This is a genomic window from Streptodolium elevatio, assembly GCF_040649515.1.
Lineage (GTDB): Bacteria > Actinomycetota > Actinomycetes > Streptomycetales > Streptomycetaceae > Yinghuangia > Yinghuangia elevatio.
Map to the genome: position 1 here is coordinate 1 of NZ_JBEZFP010000119.1, position 14343 is coordinate 14343.

The 14343-nt window shown below is 71.8% G+C and carries 11 protein-coding genes; 3 read left to right on the forward strand and 8 right to left on the reverse strand.

Going from position 1 to position 14343, the window contains the following annotated elements; translation table 11 throughout:
• Nucleotides 1-129 precede the first annotated feature (129 nt).
• Nucleotides 130-561, reverse strand: a complete 432-nt coding sequence (locus AB0C36_RS33090) for a PPOX class F420-dependent oxidoreductase (RefSeq protein ID WP_358361526.1) — start codon at nucleotides 559-561, stop codon at nucleotides 130-132.
• Nucleotides 562-609: 48 nt separating this feature from the next.
• Entirely contained in the window at nucleotides 610-1512 is a 903-nt protein-coding gene (locus AB0C36_RS33095) for an NAD(P)-dependent oxidoreductase (RefSeq protein ID WP_358361529.1), read from the reverse strand.
• A gap of 85 nt (nucleotides 1513-1597) precedes the next feature.
• Here AB0C36_RS33095 and AB0C36_RS33100 point away from each other — a divergent pair, with 85 nt between their 5' ends.
• Nucleotides 1598-1963 carry a MerR family transcriptional regulator gene (locus AB0C36_RS33100; protein ID WP_358361533.1) on the forward strand — a complete coding sequence of 122 codons (366 nt, stop codon included), beginning with the start codon at nucleotides 1598-1600 and terminating at the stop codon, nucleotides 1961-1963.
• A 26-nt stretch (nucleotides 1964-1989) separates the two neighbouring features.
• On the opposite strand, the gene narI is transcribed toward AB0C36_RS33100, so the two are convergent.
• The 4 genes from narI to AB0C36_RS33120 are packed head-to-tail and all read right to left on the reverse strand — an operon-like array spanning nucleotide 1990 to nucleotide 8970.
• A complete protein-coding gene (gene narI / locus AB0C36_RS33105) occupies nucleotides 1990-2706 on the reverse strand; it encodes a respiratory nitrate reductase subunit gamma (RefSeq protein ID WP_358361590.1) in 717 nt (238 codons plus the stop codon).
• Nucleotides 2707-2723: 17 nt separating this feature from the next.
• Entirely contained in the window at nucleotides 2724-3467 is a 744-nt protein-coding gene (narJ, locus tag AB0C36_RS33110; RefSeq protein WP_358361592.1) for a nitrate reductase molybdenum cofactor assembly chaperone, read from the reverse strand.
• A 5-nt stretch (nucleotides 3468-3472) separates the two neighbouring features.
• On the reverse strand, nucleotides 3473-5251 hold the full coding sequence (gene narH / locus AB0C36_RS33115; RefSeq protein ID WP_358361536.1) for a nitrate reductase subunit beta: 1779 nt from the start codon (nucleotides 5249-5251) through the stop codon (nucleotides 3473-3475).
• A complete protein-coding gene (locus AB0C36_RS33120) occupies nucleotides 5251-8970 on the reverse strand; it encodes a nitrate reductase subunit alpha (protein WP_358361538.1) in 3720 nt (1239 codons plus the stop codon). The genes narH and AB0C36_RS33120 overlap by 1 nt, the downstream gene beginning before the upstream one ends.
• A gap of 321 nt (nucleotides 8971-9291) precedes the next feature.
• On the opposite strand from AB0C36_RS33120, the gene AB0C36_RS33125 reads away from it, so the two are divergent.
• Both AB0C36_RS33125 and AB0C36_RS33130 read left to right on the forward strand, forming a co-directional pair.
• Complete coding sequence (locus tag AB0C36_RS33125) at nucleotides 9292-10113, forward strand: vWA domain-containing protein (protein ID WP_358361541.1); 822 nt, start codon at nucleotides 9292-9294, stop codon at nucleotides 10111-10113.
• A gap of 108 nt (nucleotides 10114-10221) precedes the next feature.
• Nucleotides 10222-11574 (forward strand): replication-associated recombination protein A, encoded by a 1353-nt coding sequence (locus AB0C36_RS33130; protein WP_358361543.1) that lies wholly within the window; start codon nucleotides 10222-10224, stop codon nucleotides 11572-11574.
• A 123-nt stretch (nucleotides 11575-11697) separates the two neighbouring features.
• On the opposite strand, the gene AB0C36_RS33135 is transcribed toward AB0C36_RS33130, so the two are convergent.
• Both AB0C36_RS33135 and AB0C36_RS33140 read right to left on the reverse strand, forming a co-directional pair.
• Nucleotides 11698-12558, reverse strand: a complete 861-nt coding sequence (locus AB0C36_RS33135) for an MBL fold metallo-hydrolase (protein WP_358361545.1) — start codon at nucleotides 12556-12558, stop codon at nucleotides 11698-11700.
• A gap of 318 nt (nucleotides 12559-12876) precedes the next feature.
• Nucleotides 12877-14247, reverse strand: a complete 1371-nt coding sequence (locus AB0C36_RS33140; RefSeq protein WP_358361548.1) for a threonine/serine exporter family protein — start codon at nucleotides 14245-14247, stop codon at nucleotides 12877-12879.
• Nucleotides 14248-14343 lie beyond the last annotated feature (96 nt).

Genomic DNA, 14343 nt, shown 5'->3' on the forward strand with positions numbered 1-14343 from the left:
GGGCCGCGCCTGGGGCGCCCGGGGGGGGGGGGGGCGGCCGCCCCGCCAGCGATGCGGGCGCGCGCGACAACACGGGCCGCCGGACCGGGAGTCGGGCACTTCGTCCCCCGGAGCGGCAGTGAATGGACGTCAGGCCACCGCGGAGCCGTACACGTGGTCGACCTTCATGGTCATCAGCACCCGGCGGTCGGACACCATGACCGACCGGTACTCGTCCCAGTCGGGGTGCTCCCCGGCGGCGCGGCGGTAGTAGTCGACCAGGGCCTCGACCTCCGGGCCGCCCGGGTCGGTGCCGGGCCCGGTCAGGGTCACGGTGCCCTCGGCCGTCGCCCACTTCCAGCCGTCGGCGCTGGTGACCTCCAGGGCGGCCCTGGGGTCGCGACGCAGGTTGGCCGTCTTCGCCCGGCCTTCGGTCATCGACACGTACAGCAGGCCGGACTCCGGGTCGAAGAACGGCATGACCGGTGACAACTGGGGGCGGCCGTCGGACTTGATGGTCGCGAGCACACCGAGTCGGCTTTCCGCGAGCAGCGTGCGCGGGTTGAACGGTTCGGTCGTCATGTCAGAGCCAAGTCGTGGTCAGGGCCCGGCTATTCCGGGCCGGTTCGGTCAGGGGTGGATTTCGGCGGGCTTGCGGAGGAGCTGGATCAGTGCGGCGTAGCCGCCGTCGCCGAGGCCTTCGGCCAGCGCCCGGTCGCCCAGGGACTTGGCCAGCTTCGGAAGTTCGGCGTTGACGCCGAGGAACTCGCTCTCGTGGACCAGGTGTTCCATCGAGGCCACGTGGACGGCGAGGGAGGCGTCGGCCACGGGGAACGCGTTGTCGTCGATCTGCTTGGCGTACCCCGCCAGCCAGCCGCCCACGGTCTCCAGGCCCTTCTGCGCGACGGGGGCGAAGGCAGTGGCCTCGACGTTCGCCGTGCCGAGCAGCGCCGCGCCGTGCAGGAAGCCGTTGAGGATGCTCCACATCAGGCTCAGCGTGGCGGCCTCGTAGAGCGAGGCCAGGCCGTGGTCGGCGCCGAGGTAGGTCGCCTTGCCCGCGCCGAGCGCCCGCAGGGCCGCCCCGTGTTCCTCGAAGGCCGATGCCGGCCCGCTGTAGACGATGTCGGCCGCCTCGGTGCCGATCCCGTCGGGCGACGCCGGGATCGCGCCGTCGAGATACGCCGCACCGTGCCGTGCCGCCCACGCAGCGGTGTCGCGGGCTTGCTGCGACGTACCCGAGGTCAGGTTCGCCAGGACCCGGCCGTCCAGGGTCCCGGCCAGCGGCTCGAGCAGTTCGTGCATGGCGTCGTAGTCGGTCACGCACACCACGACCAGCGGGCTTGCGGCTATCGCCGCGGCGAGCGAGTCGGCCGGGACCGCGCCCTGGGCGACGAGGGGCGCGGCCTTCGCGGACGTGCGGTTCCACACGGTCGTGGGGTGCCCCGAGCGCAGGAACGTGGCCGCCAGCGCCTGGCCCATCAGCCCCAGGCCGACGACGGTGACGGGCGTCTTGGCGGTGTCGGGCGTCTGCATTTTTTGCTCCTCGAAACGGGTCGGTGGGAAGCCTTGGAGGGATCTTCGACGTTCACACCGGTATGAAGGTCAAGGAGGGAGACACATGCTCATCGGGGAGCTGAGCCGGCGCACCGGCGTGCACGCGCACCAACTGCGCTACTACGAGGCTCAGGGGCTGTTGGAGCCGGGCCGGGGGACGAACGGCTATCGCGAGTACTCCGACGACGCCCTGGTGACGGTGACCCAGATCCGGGCGCTGCTGGAAGCCGGGCTCTCGACCGACGACATCCGCTACCTGCTGCCCTGCGCGTCGGGGGCCGGCCCCGACCTCGCCGCCTGCCCGGAGTTGCTGGACCTCCTGCGCGGGCGCCTCCAGGGCATCGAGGAGCGCATGGACGTCCTCGCACGGACCCGGCAGGCGCTCAGCGGCTACATCAACGCCACCGAACGGGCGTTGACGCCGAGCTGAGCCGGGCACCGAGCCACCGGAGCCGGTCAGGAGTCGACGCGGTCCCAGCCGCGGCGTGGGGGTCGTGCGGCCAACTGCTGCGGGTCGCGGGAGCGGTAGACCAGGTACGGGCGGAACAGGTACTTCACCGGGGCGCTGAACGCGTGCACGAGGCGGGTGAACGGCAGCAGGGCGAACAGCACGAACGCCAGCACGGCGTGCACGTGGAACGCGAGCGGCGCCTCGGCCATCAGGTCGACGTCGGGCCGGAAGATGAACAGCGAGCGGAACCACGGCGACACGGTCTCGCGGTAGTTGTAGGTGTTCCCGAATCCGTTCTCGATCAGCGTGGTGGCGAGTCCGGCGAGGATCGTGGCCGCGAGCGAGACGTACATCAGCTTGTCGTTGCGCGTCGTGGCCAGGAACACCGGCCCGGTCGTGCGTCGGCGCCAGATGAGCAGGCCGATGCCCACGACCGTGGCGAGGCCGGCGACGAGGCCGAGCGACATCGCCAGGACGTGGTACACGTGTTCGCTCACGCCCACGGCATCGGTCCAGCCCTGCGGGATCAGCAGGCCCATCACGTGTCCGGCGAACACGAACAGCAGACCGTAGTGGAACAGCGGGCTGGCGATGCGCAGCAGGCGCGACTCGTACAACTCGGAGGAGCGCGTGGTCCATCCGAACTTGTCGTAGCGGTAGCGCCAGTACGTCCCGGCGATGAGTAATGCTGCGCTGACGTACGGGAGGACGCCCCACAGCATCACGTCGGCGGTGGATGTCACCGGGGTCCTCCCGTGACGGGGGTCGGGAACGGCAGGTCGACGACGCGGCCGCCGGGCGCGCTCGGCGGAGCGGGCATGTCCGGGGTTCCCGGCATCGGGCCGTACGGCTCCAGGCCGACGTCCTCGCGTGCCGGTCCGTTCGTCGCGAGTGCGCGGGCCTGGGCCTCGTCGGCCGGGGTCGGGCCCGGCAGGGTGGCGCAGACCGCGTCCAGGAGCAACGCGTACGGGGTGGCCGCCTCGGTGAGCGCGATCCGCAGGAGTTCGAGGCCGGCCCGGTGCTCGGCGAGCAGCCGGGTGCCCTCCCGCGGATCGCGGGCCGCGAACTCGAGGACCGCGGGCAGGAAGTCGGGGAGTTCGGCGGTGTCCGCCGAGCCGTCGAACGACCAGCCGGCCGTCCGGTAGCGCTCCTTCAGCCGGACCAGGGCCATGCCGCGCCGGCGCGTGTCGCCGTCGGTCCACCAGGTCAGGTGGAGGCAGCGCCGGTTCTGCTGGTCGAACGTCGCGACGTAGTGCTCGGCGAGTTCACGTTCGGGCGTCGCCGCGGCGCGCGACGCGAAGGCCAGGGCGGCGTCCCGGGAGGCGTGCGGCGGGAGCGAGGCGAGGGCCTCGACGATCAGTGGAAGGCGGTCGCGGAGGTCGGCGTCCGGGTAGTCGAGGAGGAGCGCGGAGGCCTGGCGTACGGCGGCGGTCTCCCGCGGGCCGGGAAGGGCGGCCGGGGACGCGTCCCCGAGGCGGCGCAGGCGTCTCACCGGGCCCCGCCTTCCGGCCCTGCAGGCCCGCCAGGCGTGGCAGCCTCGCCCGGCTCGCCCGGCCCGGCACGTCCGCGGGGCCCGTCGCCGCCTGCCTCGGCATCGGCGCGTTCGCGGGCGCCGGCCGGGCCAGAGGCGGGGAACAGGCCGTCCGGACGCCCGTTGCCGTCCCAGTTCAGCAGGTTGACGCGCGTGCGTGCGGTGTCGGCGGGCGCGTCGGCGGACGCCCGGTCGCGCAGCACGTGGAAGTTCTCGACCGATGCAGGCGCGAGGCGTCCGGAGGCCTCGCCGAACGGCCCCGAGCCGCCCATGCCCGGCCCGTCCGTGTAGTCGAGGCTGCACCCGTGGTCGAGCACGGACTCCTCCAGGGCCGCGGCGTCGCCGACCGCCGCGGTCGGAATCACGTACCGGTCCTCGTACTTCGCAATCGCCAGCAGCCGGTACATCTCCTCGATCTCCTCCGCCGTCATGCCGACCGCGGTGGCGATCGACGCGTCGGGCGGCTCGCCGAGGTTGGCGCGGCGCATGTGGGCGCGCATCGCGGCGAGTTTGCGCAGGCTCGCCTCCACCGGCCGTACGTCGCCCGCGGTGAACAGTTCGGCCAGGTACTCCACGGGGATCCGCAGCGTCTCGATCGCGCCGAACAGGTTCCCCTCGTCCTCGCCGTCGTGCCCGGTGGCCGCGAGGGCGTCCACGACCGGGGAGAGCGGCGGGATGTACCAGACCATCGGCATGGTGCGGTACTCCGGATGCAGCGGCAGCGCGATCCGGTAGTCCTTGATGAGCCGGTGCACCGGCGAACGGCGGGCGGCCTCCATCCAGTCGAACGGGATGCCCGCGCGCTCCGCCTCGCGCCCGACCTCCGGATCGTGCGGATCGAGGAAGACGTCCAACTGTGCCTCGTACAGCGCGTGTTCGTCGGGTGTCGCGGCCGCCGCAAGTACGGCGTCCGCGTCGTAGAGCATCACCCCGAGGTAGCGCAGCCGCCCCACACACGTCTCGGAGCACACGGTCGGCAGCCCGACTTCGAGCCGCGGGTAGCAGAGCGTGCACTTCTCGGCCTTGCCGGTGCGGTGGTTGAAGTAGACCTTCTTGTACGGGCACCCGGTCACGCACATGCGCCACCCGCGGCACTGGTCCTGGTCGACCAGCACGATGCCGTCCTCGGCGCGCTTGTACATCGCGCCCGACGGGCAGCTCGCGACACACGACGGGTTGAGGCAGTGCTCGCAGATGCGCGGCAGGTAGAACATGTAGGCCTGCTCGTACTGCAGCCGTACGTCGCGCGACACCTTGGCCAGCACGACGTCGTCGGCCCCGTGCTCCGGCATGCCGCCGAGGTTGTCGTCCCAGTTCGCCGACCACGTGATGTCGAGCTGCTTGCCGCTGATGAGCGACCGCGGCGCGGCCACCGGGAAGTCGGACCCGGCGGGCGCGTCGGTGAGGTTCTTGTAGTCGTACGTCCAGGGCTCGTAGTAGTCGCCGATGTTCGGCAGCACCGGGTTGCTGAAGATCGTGGCGAGCTTCTTGAACCGGCCCCCGGCCTTGAGCTTGAGCCGTCCGCGCCGGTTGAGCTCCCACCCGCCGCGCCAGCGCTCCTGGTCCTCGTGGCGGCGCGGATACCCCTGTCCCGGCCGGGTCTCCACGTTGTTGAACCAGGCGTACTCGACGCCGCCGCGGTTGGTCCACGCCTGCTTGCAGGTGACCGAGCAGGTATGGCAGCCGATGCACTTGTCGAGGTTCATGACCATGGCGATCTGGGCCATCAAGCGCATCAGTACCGCACCTCCTGGGAACGGCGGCGGATCACGGTGACCTCGTCGCGCTGGTTTCCGGTGGGGCCGAAGTAGTTGAACGCGAAGGACAGTTGCGCGTACCCGCCGATCAGGTGCGACGGCTTCAGCAGCAGACGGGTGAGGGAGTTGTGGATGCCGCCGCGGCGCCCGGTCGTCTCGCTCTTGGGCACCGCGATCGTGCGCTCCTGCGCGTGGTGCATGTAGACGGTGCCGGTCGGCATGCGGTGCGAGACGACCGCGCGCGCGACCACCACGCCGTTGCGGTTGACCGCCTCGATCCAATCGTTGTCGCGTACGCCGATCGCCGCCGCGTCGTCGACCGACATCCACACCGTCTGCCCGCCGCGCGACAGCGACAGCATGAACAGGTTGTCCTGGTACTCGGAGTGGATCGACCACTTGTTGTGCGGCGTCAAGTACCGCACGGTCACCTGGCGTTCGCCGTCCGGGCCGATGCGTGGCTCGCCGAACAGGCGGTGCATGTCGAGCGGTGGACGGTAGACCGGCAGGCACTCGCCGAGTTCCTGCATCCAGTCGTGGTCGAGGAAGAAGTGCTGGCGCCCGGTCAGCGTGTGCCAGGGTTTCAGGCGCTCGACGTTGACCGTGAACGCCGTGTAGCGCCGCCCGCCGGTCTCGCTGCCGGACCATTCGGGGGAGGTGATGACGGGCACCGGCGCCGCCTGGGTCTCGGCGTACGTGATGCGTTTGCCCTCGTTGTCCCGTGCGAGGTCGGCGAGTTCCCGCCCGACGCGGCGTTCCAGCGTCTCGAACCCCTGCACGGCCAGCCGCCCGTTGGTGGTGCCCGACAGTGCGAGGATCGTGTCGCAGGCCTTGACCGCCGTGTCGAGCAGCGGGCGCCCGGCGGCGACACCGTACGCCGCCGGCGCGGCACCGTGGCGCGCGGTGAGGTCGGCGACCTCCTCGGACACGTCGAAGGTGACCCCTTTGGTCGCCACGCCGAGCTTGTCGACGAGCGGACCCAGCGTCGCCATCTTGGCCGCGACGGCGCCGTAGTCCCGTTCCACCACGGTCAGTTGCGGCATCGTCTTGCCGGGGATCGGCACCGCGTCGCCGGTACGCCAGTCCGGCACCGTGCCGCCGGGCTGCGCCACCTCCCCGGGGGTGTCGTGCAGCAGCGCGGTGGCGACCAGGTCGTGGCGTACGCCCAGATGGGTGGCGGCGAGCTCGGAGAACCGCCGCGCGAGGGCGTGGAACGCGTCGAAGTCGCTGCGTGCCTGCCAGGGCGGTCCGACGGCGGCGGTGAACGAGTGCACGAAGGGGTGCATGTCGGTCGAGGACAGGTCGGCCTTCTCGTACCACGTCGCGGCGGGCAGGACGATGTCCGACAGCAGCGTCGTCGACGTCATCCGGAAGTCCAGCGACAACAGCAGGTCGAGCTTGCCCTCGGGGGCTTCGTCGCGCCATTTCACGTCGCGCGGACGGGCGTTCGGCGGCGCCTCGGCCGCGCGCAGGTTGTCGTGCGTGCCCAGCAGATGCCGCAGGAAGTACTCGTCGCCCTTGGCCGACGAGCCGAGCAGATTGGCGCGCCACACGGTCAGCACGCGCGGCCAGTTCTCCGGCGCGTCAGGGTCCTCGCAGGCGAACCCCAGGCGCCCGGAGGTGAGTTCGTCGACGACGTGGTCCGCGGGATCGCGTCCCGAGGCCATCGCCTCGTCGGCGAGGTCGAGGGGGTTGCGGTCGAACGTCGGGTAGGAGGGCATCCAGCCGAGCCGCGCGGACTGCGCCAGTACGTCCGCCGCGGTCATCCCCGCGAAGCGGCCCTCGCCCAGCGGGGACGCCAGCACGTCCGCGCCGAAGCCGTCGTACCGCCATTGGTCGGTGTTGAGGAACCAGTACGCCGTGCCGATCATCTGCCGGGGCGGGCGCCCCCAGTCGCCGGCGCCCGCGAGAGTCGCCCACCCGGTCACCGGGCGGCACTTCTCCTGGCCCACGTAGTGCGCCCAGCCGCCGCCGTTGCGGCCCTGGCAGCCGGTCAGCGCCAGCAGCGCGAGGAACGCGCGGTAGATCGTCTCGGAGTGGAACCAGTGGTTTGTGCCCGCGCCCATCAGGATCATGCAGCGGCCCTGCGACTTCTCGGCCGTGTCGGCGAACTCCCGGGCGATCTTGACGGCCCGGGCCGCGGGGACCGAGGTCAGCGACTCCTGCCAGGCTGGGGTGCCCGGCGCCTCGGCGTCGTCGTAGCCGCGCGGCCACGCCCCGGGCAGGCCTTCGCGGGCGACGCCGTACTGCGCCAGCAGCAGATCGAAGACGGTGGTGACCAGCGGCCCGCCCTCGCGCAGCCGCACGGCCGGGACGCCGCGCCGCAGCACGTCGCCCGAGCCGTCCGCGGTGTCGAAGCGCGGCAGATGGACCTCGACGCCCTCCGCGCGCTCGTCCTGATGGAAGGTCAGGCGCGGGGTGACCCCGCCCAGGTCGAGGTTCCAACGGCCTTCGGAGTCCGGTGCCCAGCGGTCGCCGAGCGTGCCGTTCGGCACGACCGGAGAGCCGGTGGCGTCGTCGACCAGGACCGTGCGCCACTCGGAGTGCGTGGCCGAGGCGTGCGCGCCGCCCAGGTCGCTCGCGCGCAGGAACTTGTCGGGCACCAGCCCGCCGTCCTTCTCACGGAGCGTCACCAGGAACGGCAGGTCGGTGTACGCGCGCACGTAGTCCATGAAGAACGGCACTTGGCGCTCGACGAAGTACTCGCGCAGCAGCACGTGGCCCATCGCCATCGCCAACGCGCCGTCCGTCCCCGGATGCGGATGCAGCCATTCGTCGGCGAACTTGGCGTTGTCCGCGTAGTCGGGCGCGACCACCACGACTTTCTGGCCCCGGTAGCGCGCCTCCGCCATCCAGTGCGCGTCCGGCGTGCGCGTGACCGGCACGTTCGAGCCCCACATGATCAGGTACGCGGCGTCCCACCAGTCGCCCGACTCCGGGACGTCGGTCTGGTCGCCGAACACCTGCGGGGACGCCACCGGCAGGTCGGCATACCAGTCGTAGAAGGACAGCATGGGGGCGCCGATCAGCCCCATGAACCGGGCCCCGGCCGCGTGCGACACCATCGACATGGCCGGGATCGGCGAGAAGCCCGCCACCCGGTCCGGGCCCTGCGTCTTGATCGTGTGCACGTGCGCGGCGGCCGCGATCTCCATCGCCTCGTCCCACGGGACGCGCACCAACCCGCCCTTGCCCCGCGCCTGTTGGTAGCGGCGCCGGCGCTCCGGGTCGCCCACGACGTCGCCCCACGCGGCCACCGGGTCCCCGAGCCGGCCCTTCGCCTCCCGGTACATCTCGACGAGCACCCCGCGTGCGTACGGGTAGCGCACGCGCGTGGGGGAGTAGGTGTACCAGGAGAACGCGGCACCGCGCGGGCAGCCGCGCGGCTCGTACTCGGGGCGGTCCGGGCCGACCGACGGGTAGTCGGTGCCCTGGGTCTCCCACGTGATGATGCCGTCCTTGACGTACACCTTCCACCGGCAGGAGCCCGTGCAGTTGACGCCGTGCGTCGAATTGACGACCTTGTCGTGGCTCCAGCGGTCGCGGTAGAAGACGTCGCCCGCGCGGCCTCCGGTCTTGTAGACCGAACGCAGGTCGTCGGACACGTCCGAACGGGTCAGGAAGCGCCCGGCCTTGAGCAGCGCGTCGACGGCGGGGCTGTCCAGTCCGGCCTGATCGCCGCGTACACCGTCGCCCACGCCGGCCTCCTCCGCCTGATGTCGGTCTGCCAGTCAAACTAGGGCAAAGGCCAGCAATACCGGTGTTTGTCCGCGTTGGATCCGCGTGTCGTGCGTCGGCCCGGGAGATCCGTGCCCGACGCCGCACGGACCGCGAGGGAGAACCCCCGGCAGTCATGGGCCGGATCTGACAGCGTGGAAGCGGCAGAGCGGGCGGAAGCGGAATCATGGCCGGCACCGGAAGCGGGGCCTCGCTCGGCCGCCGCGGCAGTACTCGTACAGCAGTTCGTCGGCAGCCGCCGTCCTCCGGCGGCCGCGCCCGACCCAGGGGAGGCACACGACATGGTGTTCGGCTGGATCCGCCGCCTCAGGCAGACGCCCGCGGCACCGACGGCCCGACCGGCCGCGCCGACCGCACCGACCGCGCCCGCCGCGACGGTCCGTACCGGCAGCGGCTCGGCCGTGAGCCTCGACAAGATCGAGCGCACCGCGCCCGGCCTGGTCAGCCTCTACAAGGCCGCCGGCGTCAGCCTCGACAAGCACCGGCTGTCCGGGGTTCGGGCGGCGGTCTACCTGGTGCTCGACCGCTCGGGCAGCATGTCCGGGTTCTACCGCGACGGGAGTGTGCAGTCGCTGGCCGAGCGCGTGCTCGCGGCCGCGGCACACTTCGACGACGACGGCGTGGTGCCGGTGGTCTTCTTCGACAGCAAGGCCTACCAGGTCGAGGAGATCTCGCTGAGCGACTACCAGGGCCGCATCGCCGAGCTGCACGCCAAGCTGGGCCGCATGGGGACCACGAACTACGTCGCCGCTATGGAGGCGGTCATCCGCCACTACAAGGACTGCGGCGCCACCGACCCCGCGTACGTCGTGTTCCAGACGGACGGCTCGCCGGACAGCCCCAAGGCCGCGGAGAAGGCGATCTGCAAGGCGGCCAAGCTGCCGATCTTCTGGCAGTTCGTGGGCTTCGGCCGGGACAAGTTCCAGTTCCTCCACCGGCTCGACGACCTGCCCGCGCCGCAGTACCGGGTGGTCGACAACGCCGGGTTCTTCGAGGCGGGGGCCGACCCCAAGCGGATGAGCAACGAGAAGCTCTACGACCAGCTCATGATCGAGTTCCCGGAGTGGCTGCAGTCCGCCCGGGCCGCGGGCGTACTGCGCTGACCGGCCGGACCGCGCGGCGCGTCCACGCCGACCAACCGCCGACCGGTGACAGCAGACGGCTGACGGCTGACCGTCCGGTTGTCGGTACCTGCGGCTAGGGTCGTAGGCGTGGAACCCGATCTGTTCATCGCCGCCGCCGAGGAGCGGCAGAGCAAGGACCCGGCGCTCGCCCCGCTCGCGGTCCGCATGCGGCCGCGGGAGCTGGACGAGGTGGTCGGCCAGCAGCACCTGCTCGGCGACGGTTCCCCGCTGCGCCGCCTCGTGCGCGCCGGCAACGGCGTCACCGCGCCCTCCTCGGTGATCCTGTGGGGGCCGCCCGGCACCGGCAAGACGACGCTCGCGTACGTCGTCAGCCACGCCACCAAGCGCCGCTTCGTCGAACTGTCGGCGATCACCGCGGGCGTCAAAGAGGTCCGCACGGTCATCGAGGCCGCCCGCCGCGAGTCCGGCGCGCACGGCCGCGAGACGCTGCTGTTCCTCGACGAGATCCACCGGTTCTCCAAGGCCCAGCAGGACTCGCTGCTTCCGGCCGTCGAGAACAGGTGGGTGACGCTGATCGCGGCGACCACCGAGAACCCGTACTTCTCGATCATCAGCCCGCTGCTCTCCCGGTCGCTGCTGCTGACCCTCGAGTCGCTGACCGAGGACGACATCCGCGACCTGGTCCGCCGGGCGCTCGCCGACGAGCGCGGCCTCGGCGGTGCCGTACACCTGGACCCGGACGCCGAGGACCACCTCGTGCGCATCGCCGGCGGCGACGCGCGGCGTGTTCTGACCGCGCTGGAGGCCGGCGCCGGATCGGCGATGGACCGGGGCGAGAAGTCGGTCACGCTCGCCACCCTCGAGGCGGCCGTCGACCGCGCCGCGGTCCGCTACGACCGCGACGGCGACCAGCACTACGACGTGGCGAGCGCCCTCATCAAGTCCATCCGCGGCTCGGACGTCGACGCCACTCTGCACTACCTGGCCCGCATGATCGACGCGGGGGAGGACCCGCGTTTCATCGCGCGGCGCCTGATGATCTCCGCGTCCGAGGACATCGGCCTGGCCGACCCCACGGCCCTCACCACCGCGGTCGCCGCCGCCCAGGCGGTCGCGCTGATCGGCTTCCCCGAGGCGCAACTGACGCTCGCCCACGCGGCGATCGCGCTGGCGCTGGCGCCCAAGTCCAATTCGGCGACGCTCGCGATCGGTGCCGCACTGGCCGACGTACGCGCGGGCCTGGCCGGCCCGGTGCCGCCGCACCTGCGTGACGGCCACTACAAGGGGGCCGCCAAACTCGGCCACGCGCAGGGCTACGTCTACCCGCACGACGTGCCGGGCGGCGTCGCCGAGCAGCAGTACGCGCCCGACACCGTGCACGGCAAGCGCTATTACCACCCGACGCGCTACGGCAACGAGGCGCGGTACGCCGACATCCTCGACCGCGTGCGCGGCAAGCTCGGCCACCCGGAGGAATGAGCCCTCCCCGAGTGCCCGAGGCACGCGGTGTACTCGCGGCACACCGAGCAGGAAACGGATCGCCGAGCGGGGCTAGGTCGTGTCTTCAAATACTCGCCGGGCCCGCGAATTTGAAGACACTCCCTAGGGGCGTTCGACCACGAACTTCACGTCGCCGTCCGCGCGGGTGAGCCATCCGGCCGTCGGGGACGGGAAGTGCGTGCCGACGACCAGCGTCCCGGAGTCCGCGTAGCGGTCCACGAAGGCCCGCCGTGTCGCGATCGCGCCGGCGACGTCCTCGTCGGCCGCGCTCGGCACCTCGGGGGCGACGAACTGCACCGGGTGGTGCACCAGGTCACCGGTCACCACGGCACGTTCGCCGGCGGACTCGACGACCACCGCGACCTGGCCGGGCGTGTGCCCCGGCGCGGCCTCCAGGCGTACGCCGTCCGCCACTTCGTGGTCGGGGCCGACCAGGTCCACGAGCCCGGCCTCGAACACCGGCCGCAGCGTGTTGTCCAGATCGGCGCGGCCCACCGAGTCGGTGTCGACGGCGTTGCTCCAGAACTCCCACTCCGCGCGCGGGATGACGTAGCGGGCGTTCGGAAACGTCGGCACCCACGCCCCGTCGACCAGGTGGGTGTTCCAGCCGACGTGGTCGAAGTGGAGATGCGTGCACACGACGGCGTCGATCGTCTCGGCCGGGTAGCCGAGCCCCTTCAGCGTCTCCAACCACGCGGTCTGGAGCGGTGGCAGCTGCGGCAGGGTCACCCGGTCGTTGCCGATGCACGTGTCGACCAGGATGCGGTGGGTGCCGGTGTCCACCAGGATCGTCTGGATCGCCATCGTGAAGCTGCCGTCCGGCTCCGCGAAGTGCGGCGCGAGCCAGGGGTACCGGCCCAGGAGCCCGGTGTCGGACGAGCGCAGCGCGCCGGTCACCGTGACCGGGAACTCCATCTCGACGACCTTGTGCAGGACCGACGAACCGACGTGCCACGTTGCCATGACCGAAAACCCTCCCAGGGTGCGGGACCGGCCGCCGGCTCCGCCGGCCGGTCGCCCGCCACACCTTCTCACTCACACGACTGTTTGAACACAGTCTTGTGATCGAGCGCTTGCGCACGGTAGAAACGACCACCGGGCGCCGTCCGTCTTCGCTCAAGGATTTTCAGGGGACGGCCGGGGGCGTACGGCGCCCGACTCACCCCCCAGCGTGCCGCGGGGGCCCGCAACGGCCCTCGCGGCACGTCCATGCCGGGGACGTGCGTCCCGAAGGTACGTCAGATCCGTCAGATAAGTCGACGTTCTCGTCGGACCTTCCGGTCAGAACCCGCGGGTGCGCTTCGCCGCCGCACGCTTCTCGCGGCCGCCGCGCTGCGGCGCGGGCAGCACGAACCGCGCGACCTCGCTCCCCAGGTTCACGCCCACCGCCAGCGCGAGCGCGAGTCCCGCCGCGTTGACCAGGCCCGCCCAGCCCCGGTCGGTGTGCCCGAGCGCGAGACCCAACATGCCCTGGTACATGGCGCTGCCCGGAAGCAGCGGGCCGATCGCCGGGATCACGTAGGGGAGCGCGGACGTACGTCCCGCGCGGGCCAGGAGTTGGCCGAGGAGCCCGACCACGCCGGTGGCCACGACCGTCGCGAGGATCGGCGCCGCGCCGCCGATGCGCAGCACCTCGAAGATGGACCAGCTCACCGCGCCGCCGGCCGCCGCGATCGGCAGCACGTGGTTGCGGACCTGCACCAGGACCGCGAACGTGAGGGACAGCCCGGCCGCCGCGAGGAGTTGCACCGGCGGGTTCGACTCGGGGAAGAACGATCCTTCGACGTCGAGGTCCACGCCCAGCTGGTTGCCGACGTACAGCATTATGGCGACGCCGCAGATGATGCCGATGATGAGGTAGAAGACCTCCAGGAGGCGGGCCGAGGCGGTGATGTAGAAGCCGGTCAGGCCGTCCTGGACCGCGGCGACGAGCGCACGTCCGGGCAGCAGGGCGAACAGCCCCCCGGTCACGACCGCGTACGGCTGCACCCCGAAGTCCGCCTTGATGAGCCCCACCGCGATCGCGGCCGCCGGCATCGCGGCCAGCACGAACTGGTAGAACTCCGGGACGCCGCGCTTGGCCAGCCCCTGCGCCAGGCTGTCGCCGACCACGGCCGCGAAGAACGCCGCGCACGCGACGACCGGCCCACCGCCGACCAGCACGCTCGCGGTCGCCGCCACCAGCCCGGTGGCCACCAGCACCAGCCAGGTCGGGTACGGGTGCCGGTTGCGGCGGATGTCGACGAGCCGGTGGTACGCGTCCTCGAGCGTCACCTCGCCGGTGGTGATGTCCTCGACGAGCCGGTGCGCCGCGTCCAGGCGCGTGTAGTCGGTCGCGCGGCGCCGGACCACGCGCTCGCTGGTGACCGGCGCGTCCACCAGGGACGGCTGGTAGGAGAGCGTGATGACGGTGAACGTGACGTTGGGTGTGCAGCGTTCCAGGCCGTAGGCGTCGGTGACGCCGAGCATCGCGGCCTCGACGTCCTCGCCCGCCTCGCCGCTCGCGAGCAGCAGTTCGCCGGTGCGCAGCGCGAGGTCGAGGACGCGCGGCACCGAGACGCTCGGCTCGCTCTTCTCCGGCGCGTCGATGCCGAGCGTCGAGCTGAACCGCAGCCGGGTGCGGAGCCGGTCCTGCCAGGGAAGCGTGGACAACGGCGGCGGGTGCCACGGCAGCCGTGTCCCGGATCGCCCGGACCGCCGGGCGGGGGGCGGCGTCGCCGCGCCCTCCTGGGCGGGTGCGGCCGACGT